The sequence below is a fragment of the Candidatus Eisenbacteria bacterium genome (genome assembly GCA_005893305.1).
GTDB lineage: Bacteria > Eisenbacteria > RBG-16-71-46 > SZUA-252 > SZUA-252 > WS-9.
The window spans coordinates 1-14399 of the sequence record VBOZ01000016.1 but is presented as its reverse complement, the minus strand read 5'-3'; the positions used below and the strand labels follow the sequence as shown (position 1 = coordinate 14399).

General features: G+C 63.8%; 13 protein-coding genes and 1 pseudogene (1 of these 14 running past the window's edge). 12 read left to right on the top strand and 2 right to left on the bottom strand.

Going from position 1 to position 14399, the window contains the following annotated elements:
* The 12 genes and pseudogenes from E6K79_06055 to E6K79_06000 form a co-directional block, all read left to right on the top strand.
* Window positions 1–374, top strand: a pseudogene (locus E6K79_06055) (class I SAM-dependent methyltransferase) (it extends 235 nt beyond the left edge of the window).
* Window positions 375–494: 120 nt separating this feature from the next.
* Window positions 495–2198, top strand: coding sequence for a tetratricopeptide repeat protein (locus tag E6K79_06050; GenBank protein ID TMQ64906.1), 1704 nt, complete (start codon window positions 495–497; stop codon window positions 2196–2198).
* Between the two features lie 43 nt (window positions 2199–2241).
* Complete coding sequence (locus tag E6K79_06045; GenBank protein TMQ64905.1) at window positions 2242–3525, top strand: MFS transporter; 1284 nt, start codon at window positions 2242–2244, stop codon at window positions 3523–3525.
* Between the two features lie 27 nt (window positions 3526–3552).
* The gene (locus tag E6K79_06040) at window positions 3553–4251 is read left to right on the top strand and encodes an adenine nucleotide alpha hydrolase (GenBank protein ID TMQ64904.1); all 699 of its coding nucleotides are present in this window, start codon (window positions 3553–3555) and stop codon (window positions 4249–4251) included.
* Window positions 4252–4300: 49 nt separating this feature from the next.
* The gene (locus tag E6K79_06035; GenBank protein TMQ64903.1) at window positions 4301–5326 is read left to right on the top strand and encodes an LLM class flavin-dependent oxidoreductase; all 1026 of its coding nucleotides are present in this window, start codon (window positions 4301–4303) and stop codon (window positions 5324–5326) included.
* Window positions 5319–5975, top strand: a complete 657-nt coding sequence (locus tag E6K79_06030) for an NAD(P)H-dependent oxidoreductase (GenBank protein ID TMQ64902.1) — start codon at window positions 5319–5321, stop codon at window positions 5973–5975. Before E6K79_06035 ends, E6K79_06030 begins: the two co-directional genes overlap by 8 nt.
* A gap of 21 nt (window positions 5976–5996) precedes the next feature.
* Window positions 5997–6758, top strand: a complete 762-nt coding sequence (locus E6K79_06025) for a hypothetical protein (GenBank protein ID TMQ64901.1) — start codon at window positions 5997–5999, stop codon at window positions 6756–6758.
* A 19-nt stretch (window positions 6759–6777) separates the two neighbouring features.
* Entirely contained in the window at window positions 6778–10713 is a 3936-nt protein-coding gene (locus E6K79_06020) for a tetratricopeptide repeat protein (GenBank protein ID TMQ64900.1), read from the top strand.
* A gap of 133 nt (window positions 10714–10846) precedes the next feature.
* Complete coding sequence (locus tag E6K79_06015; GenBank protein ID TMQ64899.1) at window positions 10847–11182, top strand: helix-turn-helix transcriptional regulator; 336 nt, start codon at window positions 10847–10849, stop codon at window positions 11180–11182.
* 11 nt (window positions 11183–11193) lie between these two features.
* On the top strand, window positions 11194–11652 hold the full coding sequence (locus tag E6K79_06010) for an SRPBCC domain-containing protein (GenBank protein ID TMQ64898.1): 459 nt from the start codon (window positions 11194–11196) through the stop codon (window positions 11650–11652).
* Between the two features lie 19 nt (window positions 11653–11671).
* Window positions 11672–11890, top strand: a complete 219-nt coding sequence (locus E6K79_06005; GenBank protein TMQ64897.1) for a hypothetical protein — start codon at window positions 11672–11674, stop codon at window positions 11888–11890.
* Window positions 11862–12638 carry a DUF899 domain-containing protein gene (locus E6K79_06000; GenBank protein ID TMQ64896.1) on the top strand — a complete coding sequence of 259 codons (777 nt, stop codon included), beginning with the start codon at window positions 11862–11864 and terminating at the stop codon, window positions 12636–12638. The genes E6K79_06005 and E6K79_06000 overlap by 29 nt, the downstream gene beginning before the upstream one ends.
* 527 nt (window positions 12639–13165) lie before the next feature.
* Here E6K79_06000 and E6K79_05995 read toward each other — a convergent pair.
* Together E6K79_05995 and E6K79_05990 are read right to left on the bottom strand one after the other, a co-directional pair.
* Entirely contained in the window at window positions 13166–13651 is a 486-nt protein-coding gene (locus tag E6K79_05995) for a GNAT family N-acetyltransferase (protein TMQ64895.1), read from the bottom strand.
* Between the two features lie 43 nt (window positions 13652–13694).
* Complete coding sequence (locus tag E6K79_05990) at window positions 13695–14126, bottom strand: DoxX family membrane protein (protein TMQ64894.1); 432 nt, start codon at window positions 14124–14126, stop codon at window positions 13695–13697.
* Between the last annotated feature and the right edge of the window lie 273 nt (window positions 14127–14399).

The following is a 14399-nucleotide window of genomic DNA, read 5'->3' as shown; positions in this document are numbered from 1 at the left end:
CTCGCCTTGGTCGGAGGGGCGGGAAAGTAAAATGGATGAACACCGACATCACTAGCGCCAAGTTGCTACCCAGCCACTATGCCTACTGGCACGACCGGGCCGTCTTCCACTTTTTGGTCGATGCGGAATCGCGCGAGCGGTACGTCTCCGCGGTACGACGCAGCCTGAAGCCAGGGGGGCACATCGTCGTAGCCACATTTGGCCCTGCCGGACCGGAAAAGTGCAGCGGTCTGGATGTCGTCCGATACAGTCCCGATCAACTCCACGCTGAATTCGGCGGAAGCTTCCGGAAGATCTCGAGCCGGACCGAACAGCACGTCACCCCCTGGGGCACCGAGCAGCAGTTCATCTACTGTTACTGCAGGATGCCCTAGCCGCGCCCACATACACGCCGGTCATCCGTGCCGCTGAATTCGCGAAGAGCGGCCGCAGGCTGGCCTGCGCCGAGTCGCGGCCGCGAGCGGTGTCAACGTGCTGCGCCCGAATGCCGTAGGATGGGAAGGGTGAGGCAAGCCAACAGGACCTCTTCATCGGGCCCCGAGCTCCAAGTCTCCGACACGCTCCTCCTTTTCGCATTCGCGCTCGCGCTCCGCCTGGCTCACGTCCTGGCCATGCGTCATAGCCCGTATTTCGATCATCCCCTGGTCGATGCGTTCACGTTCCACCAAGACGCAAAGTCGATCGCGTCCGGCGGCGGGCATCCGGACAGGATATTCTGGCAACCTCCGGGATATCCGTACTTCCTGGGGCTCATCTACTGGGCCGTGGGGGGTGTGAACTTCCTCGCACCACGCGTGGCTCAGGCCGTCCTGGGCGCGCTCGCTGTCGTGCTCACGGCCTGGATTGGAGCCAGGCAGCTCGGGCGCAGCGTGGGCCTCGCGGCCGGCTCCACGGTCGCGCTTTATGGGACGCTTATCTACTTCGACGGGGAGCTTCTGAGCGTATCCCTCACCGTAGCGCTCCAGCTCGGCGCCGTGGCCCTAGCCTTGCTCGCCAGTGGCGCGGAGCGATCTCGCCTGTTGTGGCTTGCGGCGGGGGCGGTAGCGGGGCTCGCTTCGCTTGTCACGGCGACGTCCCTGGTATTTGTCGCGGTCCTTGCCGTTTTCGCGCGGCGTCTCGCTCCGTGGTGTCTGATCGGGGCGATGCTCGCGATCGCACCGGCCACGATCCGAAATTTCGTAAGGGGCGGCGAGCTGATCCCGATTTCGTCGAATGGGGGCGTCAACCTCTATATCGGGAATAATCCACGCTACGACGAGGTCGTCGCGGTGCGCCCCGACGCCAGATGGAAAGATCTCACTGCCGAACCGGTGCGCCATGGGATCTCGTCCAAGGCGGGCGCCTCGAACTATTTCGCCGGCAAAGTCACTGAATGGGCCCGGCAGGATCCCGTGGCGTTCCTGCGGCTCCAGCTGCGAAAGGTCCGGCTTCTCGTTGGGGGAGACGAGATCTTCCGGAATCAAGCAATCTACCCAGCACGCGCCTACTCGCCCGTCCTCTCGGTGCTGCTCTGGAAAGTACCCGGAGTAGCGTTTCCGTTCGGGGTCCTTGTTCCGCTGTCGCTCCTGGGGCTGGCGGTCGCCTGGAAGCGGGCGCCACTCCTGGCCTGGATCGTCGCGATCTATGCCCTCGCGAATGTGGCGTTCTTCATTACCGCCCAGTATCGGGTGCCGATGGTGCCTTACCTGGCGATCTTTGCCGCGTTAGGTGTTCGCTGGTTTCTCGGGGAAACGAGGCGGTCGGCCCGAGCGGTCGCCATGGCGGGCGTTCTTGGACTCTACGCGCTGTCGAACCTCGGGGCCGGTCCGATGCCGGCGCGGATGAACGCGGACGCGGAACTTACGCTTGCGGGATTTCTTCACCTGGAGGGTCGTCTCGAGGAGGCTCGCCGCCATTACCTACTTTCGATCGAAGAGCGGAGGGACGATCCGGAGCCCTGGGCAGACCTTGGCGCCCTGGAGACGGATTCGCGCCATCCCGACTCCGCGGAGCGAGCGTTCCAGGAAGCCTTGGCGATCAAGCCGGAGTACGTCGGGGCGCTTCTCGGTCTGGGAGCGTTGCGCGAGTCGGAAGGTCGTCCGGAGGAGGCCATCGCGTTCTACAGACGTGCGTCACTCGCCGATCCAAACGACGCGTGGCCGCGGGCAAGAGTTCTGGAGCTGAGTCGCCGCCTTGGAATCCGGGCGGAGTCCCGATGAGCCCGGCCGCGCGCCAGGGGAGACATGGTAACGTTGGGGCTCCATGCCTCTGACCACCATCCGGGGCCACCTCGGAACCACCTTTCGCGCACTACGACACAGGAATTTCCGCCTCTACTGGACCGGGCAGCTCGTCTCCCTCATCGGCACCTGGATGCAGAGCGTGGCCCAAGGCTGGCTCATGCATCGCCTCACCTCCTCCGCCCTCATGCTGGGAGTGCTCGGCTTCATGCAGTTCCTCCCGGTGCTCCTGCTCTCCCTTTGGGCAGGGGTGATCGTCGACTCGGTGGACAAGCGAAAGCTTCTCCTCATCACTCAATCGGCGTTTCTCCTACAGGCGGCGTTGCTCGCGACGGCGGTCTCGACCGGGGTCGTGAAGCCCTGGATGGTTCTCGCGCTCGCGTTCGTTTTCGGCACCATCAACGCGTTGGACCTCCCGGTCCGGCAGTCCATCGTCGTGGAGCTGGCAGGGAAGGACGATCTCTCCAACGCGATCGCGCTCAATTCGGCGGCCTTCAACACGGCGAGGGTCGTGGGCCCCGCCATCGCCGGGATTCTCCTGGCCACCGTCGGTGAGGCCGGCTGTTTCTGGATCAACGCGGTGTCGTACATCGCGGTGATCGCGAGCATCTGGCGGATGGATCTCGAGCCCAGGCCCGGAATCCGGTTTAATGCAAAACGGGCGGTCGAAGCGATGGCGGAGGGGATTCGCTACGCGAAGAGCGTGCGACCGCTCCGGAATCTGCTCGCGCTTTTGGGACTGACCGCGGGCTTGGGGTTCCAGTACATGATTCTTCTCCCCGTATACGTGCGCGAAATTCTCAAGGTGGACGCGAAGGCGTATGGGCTCCTCGTCTCGGCGTTCGGGCTTGGCTCTCTGGTATCGGCCGCCTGGATGACCAGGAATCACGATCGCTGGGCGTTGCGCAGGAACGTCTTCATCGGCCTCTTTACCGCCGCGATCGGGATGGGAATCTTCGCCTGGTCGCGCGCGCTTCCCCTCAGCCTCGCGATGGCGTTCCTGGCGGGGTCTGGGCTGATTCTCTACGTTGCGACGACGAACATTCTTCTCCAGATCTCGACCGAGGATCGCTATCGCGGGCGCATCATGAGCCTCTATACGCTCATGTTCGTGGGCACGGCTCCAATCGGCGCGCTCGTGTCGGGATCGATCGCTCAGCGGTTCGGCGCCCCCGTCGCCACGTCCGTGAGCGCGCTCGTGCTCCTGGGCGGAGCGATCTGGATGCTGCGCCGCCTTCGCGTGCTCGCGGACCGCGAGGCAGTGCCGCCTACGGCGGGGCCTGCGGCGACGGAGAAGGTGGGTTAGGATGAGACCTTTGCAGCGGCAGGCAGCGTGAATCAGCGCCGCGTTCTGCTTTCGTGGAGCTCCGGGAAGGACAGCGCGTGGACGCTTCACGGCCTTCGCACCGAGCCGGGAACGGAGATCGTGGCTCTCCTGACGTCCTTCAACGACAGCGCCAACCGGGTTTCGATGCATGCGGTGCGGCGGGAGCTGGTTGAGGCACAGGCGTCGGAGCTAGACCTGCCGCTCTGGCCCGTGCTGCTTCCGGGGCCGTGCTCGAATGAGATCTACGAGCGCGAGATGGGACGCGCGATCGCGCGGGCCCGCGAGCAGCGCGTTACCCACATCGCCTTCGGCGATCTCTTCCTCGAGGATATCCGCGACTATCGTATTCGACAGCTGAAGGGGACCGGCGTGGAGCCCCTGTTTCCCCTGTGGGGAACACCCTCGTCAACGCCTGATCTTGCGAAGAGGATGCTCGCGAATGGTCTCAAGGCTCTGGTCACATGCGTTGATACGCAGAGACTCCCAGAGACGTTCCTTGGGAGAACCTTTGATACCGCGTTTCTGGAGGATCTCCCGCCGGGGGTAGATCCGTGCGGGGAACGGGGCGAGTTTCACACCTTCTGTTTCGGGGGCGCCATGTTTCGATCGGAAATCGCGGTAACGACGGGGCAGCGGGTCCGCGACGGGCAATTCGGATTCATCGATGTTATGCCTGGCAATGCGGTGGGTAGCCTTGCCGGCTAGGCGACTGAACGAAGAATCTCGCTACTCCGATATCGAAGCGGGGGATTAGGTGCAAATCGGGATCGATAGCTTCGCAGCGGCCTACACCGAGAGCGGCCTCAAGGTCAGCGCCTCGGAACGTCTGCTAAATTTGGTCGAGCAGATCGAGCATGCCGAGCAGGTGGGGTTGGACGTATTCGGGATCGGCGAGCACCACCGCCGCGAGTACCTCGACTCCGCCCCGGCTATGATTCTCGCAGCAGCCGCCACGCGAACGCAGCGGATCCGCCTCACGAGCGCCGTGACGGTTCTGAGCGCCATCGATCCGGTACGGGCGTTTCAGAGCTTCGCCACGCTCGATCTCCTCTCCAAGGGCCGAGCGGAGATGGTCGTCGGTCGGGGTTCCTTCATCGACGCGTTTCCGTTGTTCGGCCTGGACTTGGACGACTACGACTCGCTCTTCGCCGAGAACCTTGATTTGCTTCTGAAGATTCGCGAGAACGAGCACGTCACGTGGTCGGGCAAGCACCGACCGCGTCTGACGGGCCAAGGCGTCTACCCCAGACCGGTCCAGAATCCGCTCCCGATTTGGCTAGGGGTTGGCGGGACACCAAAATCGTTCGCCCGCGCCGGCGCGCTCGGGCTGCCTCTGATGGTCGCCATCATCGGCGGTGAGCCGCGGCGTTTTCGGCCTCTCATCGATCTTTACCGGGAGACCGGACAGCAGGCGGGGCACTCGCTTGACCGGTTGAAGGTCGGAGTTCATTCTCTGGGGTATGTGGCCAAGACGTCAAAAGAGGCGGCGGACGACTTCTTTCCCGGCTACGCTCTCGCCATCGCCAGTGTCGCGAAGGAGCGCGGATGGGGTCCGGTTACTCGGGCCGGCTTCGACTCCCAGCTTGGTCCCCATGGGGCGCTGCTGATCGGCAGCCCTGATGAAGTGTTGGAAAAGATCCTTCGACACAGCGAAGCGCTTGGAGGCATCTCCCGCATCACCTTCCAAATGAACGCGTCCTCCTTGCCTCATGACAAGCTAATGAAAGCCATCGAGGCGATCGGCACTCACGTCGCTCCCGGGCTGCACAAAGATGGCTGAACGACCTCCCGTGGAAGACCGGAGACTCCGCGTCCTAGTTTTCGCCGCGTCACTCCGAAAGGATTCCGTGAACGCGGCGTTGGCGCGCTTGGCGGCACGGCACGCGTCGCGCCACGGCGCCGTGGTCGACCTCGCCTCGATGAAGGAGTTCGACGGCCCATCCTACGACCCGGAAGTCGATGCTCGCGGTGACATCCCTCCGGGCGCGCTCGAGCTGAATCGCCGGCTCACGGCAAACGACGCGTTCGTGATTGCGTCGCCGGAGTACAACGGATCGATGCCCGGGCTGCTCAAGAACGCGATCGACTGGGCCTCACGGTTCCGGCCACAGCCGTTTCATGAGCGCCACGGGCTGCTGATGTCGGCTTCGCCGTCGATGGGAGGTGGGAAGAGTGGGCTTTGGGCGCTGCGGATTCCACTGGAGCACCTGGGTGCCAGGGTTTTCCCCGACATGTTCTCGCTGGCAGCGGCCCATACGGCGCTCTCCGAGGAGGCCATCGCCGATGCCAGGCTGCAGCAGCGGTTCGAGCAGAATCTACATGCATTCCTCGATCTGGCAGAGGCTGCGAAGAACTACCCTTGCATGAAGAGGGCGTGGGTCGAATTCCTCGGTGAGACACCGGACATGCCGGCGGACCGCATGGAATGATTTGATCGGGTGGGGATGCCGATGAACCCGGAGTTTCTCCCCGAATTCGCACTGTTGATCGCTGGAGTTCTCCTCGGCGGCGTCGCAATAAATCGCTTGGCCTCTCGGCGGTGGAGCAGCGCCGCGAAACTAGCCGCAGCCAGCCTGGCCCTAATCGCCGTTGCGTTCCTTGGGGGGAAGTACGTTCACTGGAAGTACTCGGAAAGCTGGCGTTTGCGCCAGACCATGAAACGTCACACCATCGAGCCGTCAATCCGCTATCAGCCCGATGGGAAAGACTCCGAAGCTCCCAACGCTATGTCCTTGCTGCTTGGCGGCGTCAGGGTGCAGGTCGTGGCGTCAGATCGCTTTGTGCTTTCGGTGGACAATGAGCCATTTCTCACCCTTGACTCGCTCACGTCGGGATTGCTTGTCAGCTGTGACGTTGCCGGATCCCATTCGGTTCCCATCCGGGCTCCTCGCCTCGCTGCTCGCATCAGGCAGAATGTGGTCTGGTACAGCGGGCCAGGTGTTTCGCCCATGAGGCCAGATCGCCACACGATTCTCGTGCGGGAAAGTGGCAAAGACATCCTGAGAATCCACTATGCTGATCCCCGCAGGATCGAAGTCATAGGTCAGTTCTATCTCTCGGGAGACGGAGAATCGAGCGTCATCTCCTTTATGCGCGGGCTCAACTGGCGTGGGGGCACTGTTCCGCCAGGAATGGGCATTGATTTAAGGCTGCAGGGGAAAGGTAAGATCGACTTCGAGCACAATGGCTTGATCCAGATACTCCCAAAGTGAGGCGAGGGATCTCCACGCGATGATCGGGAAGAAGCTGCGGGCCTACGAGATCACCGAGGAAATCGGCTCGGGTGGGATGGCGACTGTCTTCCGGGCCTACCAGCCGAGCATGGACCGCCACGTGGCCATCAAGGTCATCCACTCGAACATTCTCCACGATCAAGCGCTTCGGGAGCGCTTCCAGCGCGAGGCACGCCTCATCGCGCGGCTCGAGCATCCCCACCTTCTTCCGGTCTACGACTTCGATGGCGAGCACAACCCGCCGTACATCGTCATGCGGTACCTGGAGGGCGGCACCCTGAAGCAGGTGCAACAGCAGGGCCAGGTGCCGCGGAACGAGTTTCTCTACATCCTTCGCCAGCTGGCGGGGGCGCTCGACTACGCGCACCGGCAAGGAGTGGTGCACCGGGATCTCAAGCCGTCCAACGTGATGATCGATCGGGAGGGAAACGCGTTCCTCACCGATTTCGGGATCGCGCGCGCCGCCGGGGGAGGGGACAAGGAGCTGACGGGCACCGGGCTTGTGATCGGAACGCCCGGCTACATGGCTCCGGAGCAGGCCCGCGCGGATGGTGTGGCCGACAAGGCGGCCGACATCTACTCGCTCGGCGTGATCGCATTCGAGGCCCTGACGGGCTCGCCGCCCTATGACCACGAGAACGGTTTCGAGGTGATTCTGGCTCACATGAACAGTCCGATCCCGAAGGCGAGCGAGCGCGGCGCCGACCTGCCGAAGGCGGTCGACACGGTCATCGCCCGGGCGCTGGCCAAGGAGCGCAGCGATCGATTTCCCACTGCGACCGAGTTTGTGGAGTCTTTGACCCGCGCGCTCAAGATCAAGCCTAGCGATGCGCCGACGGCGCTCCAGTCGATGACCCAGACCATCTCGGTCGACCAGCTCTCCGCGCTCCGCAAGCAGAAAGGCGGGCCCGAAACTCCCGGCCCGGACACCCCGTCCGATCAGCAGCGACAAATGACCGCCGTTTCAATCGACCTGAAGGAGCTGGCGGAGGTGCTCTATGAGAGAGGGTCTGACGCCGAGCGCGTTCGCTCCGCGATGGACGCGCTTTGGTCGGCGCTGAGCGAGCTCGCGAAGGGGCACGCCGGCGCGACGCATAGTCACACCGGGGAGGCGGGCCTCATCCTGTGGGGCAGAGACAAGGCCCGCGAGGACGACTCCGAGAACGCGATCCGGGCCGCCTTGGCCATGCGCGATCGGGTCCTTGCCGAGACGCGCAAAGTGCTTGGACCTAAGTGGGAGCCAACCGACGAGAGCCCGCTTCCTTTCTCGGCGGGGATCACGACCGGCCCCGTACTTCTCGAGCGAGAATCGGACAGCGGGACCTACACCGCGAGCGGCGCGCCGATCACGCTCGCCGGCCGGCTCAAGGACGCCGCGCCTCCGGGCGGGATCCTCGTTGCGCATGAAACCTACACCCTGGTCCGCGGGGTCTTCACCTTCACGCAGGGAGAGCCGCTCCGCGTCCGCGGGCGCAAGGATCCGATCGAGGTCTACGTCGTCACCCAGGTGAAGCCGCGCGCGTTCCGCCTCCGGGCGCAAGGCATCGAGGGTGTCGAGACGAAGATGATCGGGCGCGAGATCGAGCTGCGCCTGTTGCAAGAAGCCTTGACCCTGACGCTCGAGGATGGAGAGACGCAGGTCGTCACGGTCGTCGGCGAGGCGGGCGTCGGAAAGTCCCGGCTCCTCTTCGAGTTCAGCAACTGGACCGACCTTCAGGAGCAGACGGTCTGGTTCTTCCAGGCGCGCGCCACGCAGCCCTCCATGCTGGAGCCCTACTCGCTCGCGCGGGATCTCTTTTCGTTCCGCTTCCGCATCCTGGATTCCGATCCCCTCTCCGTCGTGCACGAGAAATTCGTCGAGGGCGTGGAGCAGTTTTTGGGAAAGGGCTCCGAACGAAAGGCACACTTCATCGGCCAGCTCGTCGGCTTTGATTTTTCCAGCAAGCCGGAGATGGAGTCGGCGTTGAAGGATGGGGACGCCTTCCGCCGGGTGGCGCAGGGCTACCTGGGGGAGCTCTTCACGACGGCTTCGAAGGTGAATCCCGTCATGATCCACATCGAGGACATCCACTGGGCGGACGACCGATCCCTGGATCTCCTCAATAACCTTGTTCGCGACAACACCGACCTTCCGTTGTTCGTCCTCTGCATGGCTCGGCCGAGCCTGTACGAGCGTCGCCCGCAGTGGGGCGAGGGTCAGCGGTTCCACGAGCGCATCCAGCTCGAGCCTCTCTCCCAGCTCTCCAGCCGCAGGCTGGTTCGGGAGCTCCTGAAGCACGTCCCCGAGGTTCCCACCGGGCTTCGGGACCTGGTCGTCGATCGTGCCGATGGGAATCCGTTCTATATCGAGGAGCTGATCAAAGCCCTCATCGACGATCGCGTGATTCTCAAGGGGGAGCAGACCTGGTCGGTCGACACCACCCGGCTCTCCACCGTGCGTGTTCCGGCAACGCTCACGGGCGTCCTTCAAGCTCGGCTCGATACGCTGCCGCCCCAGCTATATCAGCTCCTGCAGCGGGTGTCGGTGGTGGGTCGCATCTTCTGGGACGCCGCGGCCATTCACCTGAGCCGCGAGGCTGGAGGCCTGAAGCAGCCCGAGGTCCAGGCGATGCTCGAGGACCTGCGTGATCGTGAGATGATTCTTCAGCGTGAGGAATCCGGGTTCGCGGGGACGGTCGAGTATGTGTTCCGCCACGCCATTCTTCGAGACGTCACCTACGATACCGTGATTCCGCGCCAACGGCGCGCCCTCCACAAGCTGGTCGGGGATTGGCTCATCGAGGTCGGCGGGGAGCGCGCCGGAGAGCACACCCTCCTCGTTGCCGAGCATTACAGCCGCGCAGAAGAGGCTTCGTTGGCGGCCGCCCAGCTGGCGAAGGCGGGTGAGCGGGCCATGCAGCTGGCCACCTACGAAGAGGCAGCCACGCTCCTTCAGCGGGCCCATGAGATTCTGACAGGCTCCGAGCACACCGTTCAGCGGCTCGGAATCGAGGTCCTGCGCGCGAACCTTGAGAGCATCCGGGGGCATTACCCGAAAGCCGCGGAAATCTTGAAGTCGGCGCTCGAGGAAGCCCGGACGACCGGAGATGCTCGCCTCCTGGCTAACATCCTGGGCCAGCTGGGAAGAGTCGCGATGTGGCAGAGCGACGAGGTTACGATGGTGAAATACGTCGGCGAAGCGCTCGATTTGTCTCGAAAGCTGGGAGACAAGGGTGCCTTGATCTTCAATCTTCGCCAGATGGGGAATGCGGCCGTTCAGACCAATCCACGAGAGGCCAGAAAGTACCACGAAGAGAGCGTGCAGCTGGCGCGCCAGGTGGGAGACAAATACAGTGAGGCACATGGACTGAATTCCCTCGGCATTGCCTACCAGCTCGAGGGCGACATGGAGATGGCCATGACTACGTTCGGGCAGTCGCTCCGGCTCAATCGCGAGCGCGAAGATCGACTCAACGAGTCCATGGTGCTCGGAAACATGGCGGGTGTCTACGCCGCCACCGGAGAGCTCGAGACGGCGGAACGCACCGCGAAGGAATCGCTGGCGATCGCGAAGGATATCGGAGCGATCTCCATTTTGCCTTCCGGTCAGGCCGCGCTCGCCGAGATTTGCCTGCGAGGTGGGCGCGATGCCGAAGCCCGTGCCTGGTGCCGAACGGCAAGCGAGACCCTCCGGGGCATGGGCGTTCCACCCTCCCAGATTGCGCTTCTCTACGGAATCCTCAGGATACGAAGCGGCGATCGGCCGAAGGGCCTTGCCTGGATCGGATTCTCGAGGGCTCACGATCCGAACAAGATGGAGATCGCAGCCATCATCCGCTCGTTTTGGGAGGACATCCGGGGCGGGGCCTCCGAGGCCGACGTGGAAGCGGCCCTGCGCGCCGGCGAGGGGCTGAAGTTGGACGACATTCTCGCGGAGGCGGAGCGGGAGGGGTAGGGGAGGCGCCCGCCTCTCAAGAATCGAGCGACAAACCAGCACCCGCTCGACCGACATTTGAGACCGAAATTCCCGAATCCGCCCCCCGAATTCAGCATCTTGACATATGTCGATATAGGAATATAATAGTGCCATGCCAAGAGCAGCCACGAGCTCAGACGTATACAACGCGGTCGCCGAGCCGCATCGAAGGGTGATCCTCGATTTCCTGGCGCCCGCCGAGCGCTCGGTGGGTGAGGTCGTGGCCGCGGTAGGCCTCTCCCAGCCGTCGGTCTCGAAGCACCTGAGGGTGCTGCGCGAGGTGGATCTGGTTCGAGCGCGCCGCGACGGTCGCCGGATGTTTTACCGAACGAACGCCGAGGCGATCAAGCCCATGCACGAGTGGGCGGGCGCGTACGAGCGTTACTGGCAGCAGCAACTGCGCCGCATCAAGAGGCGCGCCGAATCGCGAGTTCATCCAAAAACATGAAGGAGGCTCCAATGGTCATGCCTGCAGCAACTACCAACGACCTGATCGTCACCATCACCGAGGAGATCCGCGTCAATGCGCCCCTGGAAGTGACGTTCGCCGCGCTCCTCGAGGAACTCGGGCAGCAGCACGCCCTGGAGGGCGACAAACCGATGCCCATGAAGCTCGAGGCGTGGCCCGGCGGGCGCTGGTACCGGGATCTCGGCGACGACAACGGACACCTCTGGGGACACGTCCAGGCCATCAAGCGCCCGACGCTGCTCGAATTCACGGGCCCGCTGTTCATGTCCTTCGCGGCGGCCAACAACGTACAGTACCGCCTCGCGCCCGTGGACGGCGGGACCCTCATCACGTTCAAGCACAGCGCGATGGGAGCGATTCCGGAGGACCAGCGGGCCGGCATGCAGAAAGGCTGGACGCAGTGGAACGAGCGCGTCCGGAAGGGCGCGGAGCGGGCCGCTCGTTCCTGAATCAAGCGGCAACGCCGATTTGAAGGAGCCGGAGGACCTGGGAGCCATGTGCCCTGAATGTATCGCAACCCTGGCCTGGATTGGCGCGGGCGCCACGTCGACGGGCGGCATCGCCGCGCTGGTCGTGAGCAGGCTCCGCGGCAAGAACAACGAGAAAGACATCGACAACAAAGGAGAGAGAAATGCCTGTGCCGAAGGAGAAAACAGTGATGACGAAGCACATGACCGGGACACGTGAAGAGTGGCTCGCGGCCCGACTCAAGCTACTGAAGGAGGAGAAGGAGCTAACGCGCCGCAGCGACGAGGTTGCGCGGCGACGACAGGAGCTGCCCTGGGTTCGGGTCGACAAGGAGTATCGATTCGAGACCGACGAGGGGAGCGCCTCCCTGGCAGACCTCTTCCGAGGGCGCTCGCAGCTACTCGTTTACCACTTTATGTTCGGGCCCGACTACAAGGCGGGCTGTCCGTCCTGCTCGTCGATCGCGGACGGGTTCAACGGCTCCGTCGTCCATCTCGAGAACCATGACGTGGCTATGACCGCGATCTCGCGGGCCCCGCTCGCGAAACTGCAGGCGTTCAAGCAGCGGATGGGCTGGACGTTTCCCTGGGCGTCCTCGCACAGCGGCGACTTCAACTTCGACTTCAACGTCTCGCTCACCGAGGAGGCACAGCGCAAGGGCGGCGTCGAATACAACTATCGGCGCGAGCCGGCGGCGCCTGCGCGCGCGTCGAAACCGGGCGAAGGCGACGAGGGGGCCATGGTCTTCGCGACCATGAGCGGAACCGACGCGGCCACGTACATGCGCGAGAGGCCGGGCATGAGCGCGTTCGTGCTCGAGGACGGCGTCGTCTACCACACCTATTCTACGTATTCCCGCGGAGTGGACGGCCTATGGGGCATGTACCAGTGGCTCGACCGTGCGCCACGCGGGCGCAACGAGACGGGCGTCTGGTGGCACCACCACGACAAGTACGGCAAGGGCTGAGCGAAGAAGGTGCGGTCGGCTGCTGCTTTTGGGGGAAGGTCCGGCGGGCGTCGCGCCGGACCTCATCAGAAGAGGCGGTGAATCACGAGCACCAAAGGCCGCGGTCCAGCTCGGCCTGGGTCGTTCGCCGGCACTTGCCTGGAGTTGGGTTCCCGGTGGTGCCGCACGCTTTGCAAATCCAAAGCCCGCCCTGGGGGTCTTGGAATACATCGGAGCAGGGGGTTCCGTTTCGCGGCGTCCAGCACCCGAGAAACGTCCAGTTGGAAGCCACTTGAACGACCGGCGCAGTCCCAACGACCGGAACATGGAAGACAAGTAGGGAAGCTCTCGGACCAACCTCCGCAGACGCTGGTGCTGCGGTAGCGTTTACTACGCCAAAGAGCAGGATTGCGATCAGCGTGGCAAGACTGGCTAGTCGAAGCATGTCGCACCTCCGCATTCGAATATCGGAGCAAGGGTAAGATTCCGGCGGACGCCGCGCCGGAAACGCCGCCCATTATATCCGTGCTTCCAAAGTTTGCGGTAGATCATTGTCCTTCAGCGTTCCCGTCCAGCGTCATCTCGATCATCGTATCGCGGAAACCGAGCTTCGCGAACAGGCGCTGCGCGCCATCGTTGTGCGCCTTACTCCAGAGCACGACTTGTGCCATTCCCCTCGAGTGAGCCCATTCGATCGCCGCGCGTAGAAGGCTTTGTCCCGCGCCCTGGCGCCGCGCGCTCTCGTGGACATAAACGTCGTGGATGAATCCGCACGGGCCTCGCAGGTCCCTCCAAGCCGTGGGCTCAATTCCGGCAAAGACGTACCCAACGATCTCATTCTCGCGCTCTGCGACAAGCACCAGGCTGTCTGGACTCGCGAGCTGCGAGACGAGAAACCGCCCGTATCCGTCCTCCGGTCGGTCCGTCAGGATGAAGCGGCGGGGATCGGACGCATGGTGTTGGCGCATGAGCGCGGCGCCAAAGCGACCGAGCGCCACCAAGTCGGATTTTGAAGCCGGTCGGATGCTGATCATCGGTGCACAAGCGGGGCGCGCAAGGTCGAGACCGACCGCGGACCTAGTGCCGCCAGATCAGGTAATCCAAGGACACCACGTCTTCGCCTCGCGGCATGACGAGCAGGAAGAGCACCAGAGCGAGCCTCGGGATCACGTGGGTATGGAACTCGTACAGAAAGTCCTTCAAGAGGTGTCCGTACGTGACGATCGCGAGGATGGCTCCCAAGGCGAAGAGCGCCGGCCGCACTAAGAATCCCGCGAACAGAAGCCACCCGGCCGCGAACTCGATGTAGGGGATCGCGAGTCCCAAGGTCCAGAGAAGCCACGTCGGGATCCAAGTCGCGGCGTACGGATCGACGAAGAATCGATGCGCGTGCTGCGTAGCCCCCATCTGGAACAGCTTCCCCCAGCCCGCCATTCCGAAGATGAGGCCCAGGATGAGTCGGGCAAGAAGGATGGCCCAAGCGCGATCGGACACAGACCATAGCGTCATCGGTCGGAACGTAGCCCGTCCCAGCGTGATGCGCAAGCGGGGTCTGCCCCCGGCCCGCTCGGCGCTCTCAGAACGAGTGTCGGGTCCTGGTCTCGTTCCCGCTGCGATCCGTCGCGATGATCAGGAGTGCATGCTTCCCGCGTCCCGGAAGTCGGGCGGGCCGCCATCGCAGGCGTCCCGCCTCGGGGTCCCATTCGGTCGGTACGCGCCGCCCGTCCACCTCGAACCACGAAGATCTCGCGTCGATACCGCTCCCGGCTTCCACTACGGAGG